Source organism: Microcoleus sp. MON2_D5 (assembly GCF_036701905.1).
Taxonomy (GTDB): domain Bacteria; phylum Cyanobacteriota; class Cyanobacteriia; order Cyanobacteriales; family Microcoleaceae; genus Microcoleus.
Genome location: NZ_JAUBRM010000172.1, coordinates 1,018 through 5,950, shown reverse-complemented (window position 1 = coordinate 5,950; position 4,933 = coordinate 1,018). Strand labels below are relative to the sequence as shown.

General features: G+C 45.8%; 3 protein-coding genes. 2 read left to right on the top strand and 1 reads right to left on the bottom strand.

The window, feature by feature from the left end; genetic code table 11:
* Positions 1 to 35: 35 nt before the first annotated feature.
* Positions 36 to 1,169: a TPM domain-containing protein gene (locus QUA47_RS29980; RefSeq protein ID WP_333433498.1), complete on the bottom strand. Its 1,134-nt coding sequence runs from the start codon at positions 1,167 to 1,169 to the stop codon at positions 36 to 38.
* A gap of 652 nt (positions 1,170 to 1,821) precedes the next feature.
* Here QUA47_RS29980 and QUA47_RS29975 point away from each other — a divergent pair.
* Together QUA47_RS29975 and QUA47_RS29970 are read left to right on the top strand one after the other, a co-directional pair.
* Positions 1,822 to 1,962, top strand: coding sequence for a LuxR C-terminal-related transcriptional regulator (locus tag QUA47_RS29975; protein WP_333433497.1), 141 nt, complete (start codon positions 1,822 to 1,824; stop codon positions 1,960 to 1,962).
* Between the two features lie 206 nt (positions 1,963 to 2,168).
* A partial coding sequence (locus QUA47_RS29970) for an esterase-like activity of phytase family protein (RefSeq protein ID WP_333433496.1) occupies positions 2,169 to 4,933 on the top strand: 2,765 nt, incomplete at its 3' end.

Below are 4,933 nucleotides of genomic sequence, written 5' to 3'. Positions count from 1 at the left end.
GCACCTTACTTGCTCTCCATTTTTGGACACCATACCTAATTTACCACTATTTGAGCCTTAACTGAACCGTATTGGTTACTGCTGTAGTCGCAGCCACCACAATAATCGGTGTTGTTACTTGTGTAGTCGCCACCCGCACCGCCACCGCTGAAGTCGCCACCACCAAAGCTACCCCCGCAGTCGCTACTGCTAATGCTGTAATCGCCACCCGCACCGCCACCGCAATCATCGCTGCTACTGTTACTGCTGTAGTCGCTACTGGTACTGTAATCGATGCTGTTAATGCTGTAGTCGCCAGCCCCACCGCAATAGTTGTGACTGTTACTGCTGTAATTCGGACGGTTAGTGCTGTAATTGCAATTGTTACTGCTGTAATTGCGCCGATAACGGCGGTGGGAGGGGGAAGGAGATTTCCCAGAAAATAAGCTGCGAAATATCCTGAAGATAATGAAGCAAGGTATAAATGCTATGAATGCTATGAATAACAACCCAAGTAAGCCATAGATTAGATTCGATGAATCTTCACCTGTGGATGTACTATTACTAATAACTGGCGATTGACTAGGTATTGGTGACGGTTTCACCCCTTGAGATGGTACGATTGGAGCCAAAGGAAGTGTGGTTTGAGATTGAGCATTTACCGTCGGAGTTTGTAAAACATTTACTAACGCCTTTGTCCCGGCTAATGTGCCCCCGTCAAAGTCCTGCTGTTTAAATCTGGGCGTAATTTCGGTTTCAATAATGCCTACTGCTCTAGCATCCGGCACAATGCTTTGAATGCTCGAACCTGTTTCAATTTGAACGCGTCGTTCACCCGACGAAATCAATAATAACACTCCGTTATTTTTACCTTTTTTGCCAATCCCCCAAAAGTTAAATAATTCTGTAGCAAATGCTTTTGGGGTCGCCGATGGCTTAGTATCATGCACTGTCACAACAGCGATTTCTGAGCCGTTTTTTGCCTCTAAATCCGAAATCATTTGATTTAGCTGAGTTTCGATCCTGTCGCTGAGAATGTTTGCATTGTCCGTTACCCAAGTGTTATTTACTTGACGGGGATTAGGTACTTCTTGTACTGTTATAGCTTGGCTCGCTAGGGGAAATGCCATTGCCAAAAAGCACAGCAAACTGCTCCAGATTATTTGTTTGTTGCTAAATTGTAACTGCATCGCTTCAGTCTCCTGAATAACGGCTCATCTGAAATTGACCTCTATCGCTCCGCCTAATTACAATTAAATAACCCGCTCACTGTCATGTCAATTCATATTATTCAGACGTTGAATTCATAAAAATCATAATTTTAGCTCCCTCAGCACTTTACATTTACACATAGAGTGATGAACTTTCATTTAAACTCTCTATTATACTTGCCTGCAGTCAATGTAAAAAATTGTACTCCACTTGATATAAAAATTTTATTCCAACTCAGTAATCGAGCTTCGGCAATAGTTCTTTTTTACAGAATAACTAGATTCAAATCGACCTATATTAAACATAAAATTATCTATTTTTGGTGGTCAGACATATTTAGAAATACCCCAAATAGTTAATAGTTGAAAGGTTTATTTCAGGGGCATCTCAGGGATATTGCCTCAAGGCAGCTGTGGCGCAAACTTTGTTTGGTAATTCGATCATCGGTAGCAGCGCGTGCTTCGTGGTGTTATAAGGCAGGAACTGCGGAAATTAATGCGGTTTTTACTAATCCTGAACCTGTAAAAGTTGGGTCAAAATCAGCAGTTTTGGAAAATCCGCTGACGAAACGAGAACAGGAAATCTTGGCTTTATCTGCGGAGGAAAAGCAATCAGGAAGCTGCACAAATATTGTACATTGCTCCGGGTACGGTGCGGGTTCATGTACACGCAATTTTGCAAAAGTTAGAAGTGCGCGATCGCACTCAAGCTGCTGTACTCGCAATTCAGAAAGGATTGGTTGCTGAAGAACTTTTGGCGATCGAACCTTGACCAGGGCGGGTTTTGTACCGGAATTGTCGGTTTTTTAAAGGAATTATTGGCTAAACCCGCCCCTATCAAGATGCCTCTGTGGCAGGTTCACGGAAAATTAGTATCATTCGTCTTGATTTTTAATTTTACTGATGACATTCAATCTTTAAATTTGCTAAGCTCTACACACTTTTATTTTCCTACCGTCATCTAACCAAAGGCGTATTATGCCAAATTTTATCAGTTCAGTTTTTAGTTCGATCGCCTTTCTCGACTCTGCCCTTCCCGATGGCGAAACTCTCCGCAACGGTATCGCAGCGGGGACAGAAGTTATTACCCTGGATGGGGCGCGGGATGGACTAGAACAAATCACGACCGCGCTAGCGAGTCGCAGCAATATAAAAAGCATTCATATCCTCTCCCACGGTCGCCCCGCGAGTTTGCTGCTAGGCGCGATCGATCTAAACTTGACAAATTTAAAAACTTATGCCAAAAAATTGCAGCTTTGGTCGCGATCGCTGGCAGACAGTGGAGAGATTTTGCTTTATGGGTGCGATGTAGCGGCGGGGGAGAAGGGCGCTAACTTTGTGCAGCAACTGAGTCAGCTAACCAAGGCAAAAATTGCTGCTTCTAGAACGCCGATCGGCTGTGACGCTAAGGGCGGAGACTGGCAGCTAGATTATACAACGGGAGCGGTGTCATCTGGGTTGGCGATCGAGCCAGCCACAATGGCCGCTTATCAATTTGTGTTTGGTATACAACTTTTGGGACAAGCACAAATTTTGGGAAATACAAATTTTGGAACACCAACAACCCAGGTAGGTGGACTGTCTGGCCTTACCTACGCGGGAAACAACACTTACTACGCTATCTCCGACGGCCGCAATATTCCTGGCAGTCCCGGTCCGTCTCGCTTTTACACCGTCACTCTACCTAATGTGAGTTCGGGTACCTTGACAGGAGTGCTTCTTCCTACAGCGGTGACAACGATTGGCAATCCGCCTCCCTTTGCTGCAGATACATCGGATACAGAGGGCATTGGCTTGATCGGTAACAATGTCTTCGTCTCTTCTGAAGGCAATTTCTCGCCAAATCCAACTATCCAGCCTTTTATCAACAGATTCGACATTGGCACGGGGCAGCAAAACCTAGTGCTGCCTATTGCTTCTCCCAAATACGACGTATCAGCAGCTACTACCAGTGGCATCCGCGAAAATCAAGCTTTTGAAAGTCTGACCATTACTCCCAGTCAAAGTTTTCTGTTTACAGCAACAGAAAATGCTCTCGAACAAGACGGCTTTGCTTCAGGTACAACGGATACCATTGGCACGCAATCGCGAATTTTAAGATATGACTTAAGCACAAACACCGCCAACGGGGAATTTCTTTACAACACCGATCCAGGCAACGGCATTTCAGAAATGCTGGCCGTTGATGATAATACGCTGCTGGTTCTCGAACGTTTTTTCAAATCGCCAACTTCAGGCGATTTGAAGCTTTATCAAATTTCTTTAAACGGTGCGACTGACATTCAAAGCAATACTGGCTTGACTGCTTCTGGTGTTGCTGGCATTACACCAGTATCAAAAACTCTGATTGCTGATTTCCCAAACACTTCAGGCTTTCCGCTAAACAATTTTGAAGGGATGACATTTGGGCCTTCTCAGACAACTGGGAAGCGATCACTCATTCTTGTCAGCGACAACAATTTTATTTCTTTGCTTCCCACCGCATTCGCCGCCTTTGCAGCCAACAACGCACCTGTACTCGACAACAGCCTAACGCCGACACTAACAGCAATTAATGAAGATGTACTTGCTGCCAACAATACCGGTACCTTAGTTTCTGCTTTAATTGCAGGTGCAGTTACAGATATCGACACCGCCGACACTCAAGGAATTGCTGTCACGGCGACAGACAATACTAACGGCAGTTGGGAATATTCAACTAATAGCGGTGCGACTTGGACGGCATTCGGCACGCCGTCAACAGCAGCAGCGAAACTGCTAGCAGGCACTACCAGCATCCGCTTTGTTCCCAATGCTGACTACAACGGCAGTCCCAATATCACGTATCAGGCATGGGATGGAACGACAACAAGTTCTGGCACCACTACTACCTTCACCAGTGGCGGGACGGCTGATATTTCAACTGCTAGCAGTAGTGGCGGGTTAGCTGCTTTCAGTACGGCCAGCGAGACAGCAACAATTACCGTTAATCCTGTCAACGATGTACCCTCTTTTGTGAAAGGGGGCGACTTAATCGCCAGCCACAACGCAGGCCCGCAAACCTTTGCTGGATGGGCCACAGGCATTTCCCCAGGCCCCGCCAACGAGTCGGCACAAACTGTTAGTTTTCAAGTGGTAGGGAATGACAATACTGCTTTATTCAGCGTACTACCTGCGATCGACTCTTTAGGACAACTGACTTTTACACCGGCGGGGGGTGCAACTGGCACTGCCAATATCACTCTAAACCTCAGAGACAGTGGCGGTACAGCTAACGGCGGTGTCGATACTTCGGCAAACCAGACATTTGCGATCAACATCACAAATAGTCCCCCGATCGCCATAATTGACAATTACAAAACTCTGCACGGTAAAGTCCTGAATGTGCCTGTGGCTAAGGGAGTGTTAGCCAACGATAGCGACTTTGACGGTGACTTGCTGACAGCGACTAAAGTCAAAAATCCCAACAATGGCACTCTGGGATTTAATAAGGATGGTTCGTTTACTTATACTCCGAATCCTGGATTCTTTGGACTCGATAGCTTCACCTACACTGTCAGCGATGGGGCGGTTACTTCACCAGAAACTTCGGCAAATATCAATGTCACAAATAGTCCACCGATCGCCATAATTGACAATTACAAAACTCTGCACGGTAAAGTCCTGAATGTGCCTGTGGCTGAGGGCGTGTTAGCCAACGATAGCGACTTTGACGGTGACTTGCTGACAGCGACTAAAGTCAAAAATCCCAACAATGGCACTCT

Bases quoted from the DNA above. Each gene is read 5' to 3' on its own strand.
- QUA47_RS29980 (WP_333433498.1), bottom strand. From the start codon at position 1,169: ATGCAGTTACAATTTAGCAACAAACAAATAATCTGGAGCAGTTTGCTG.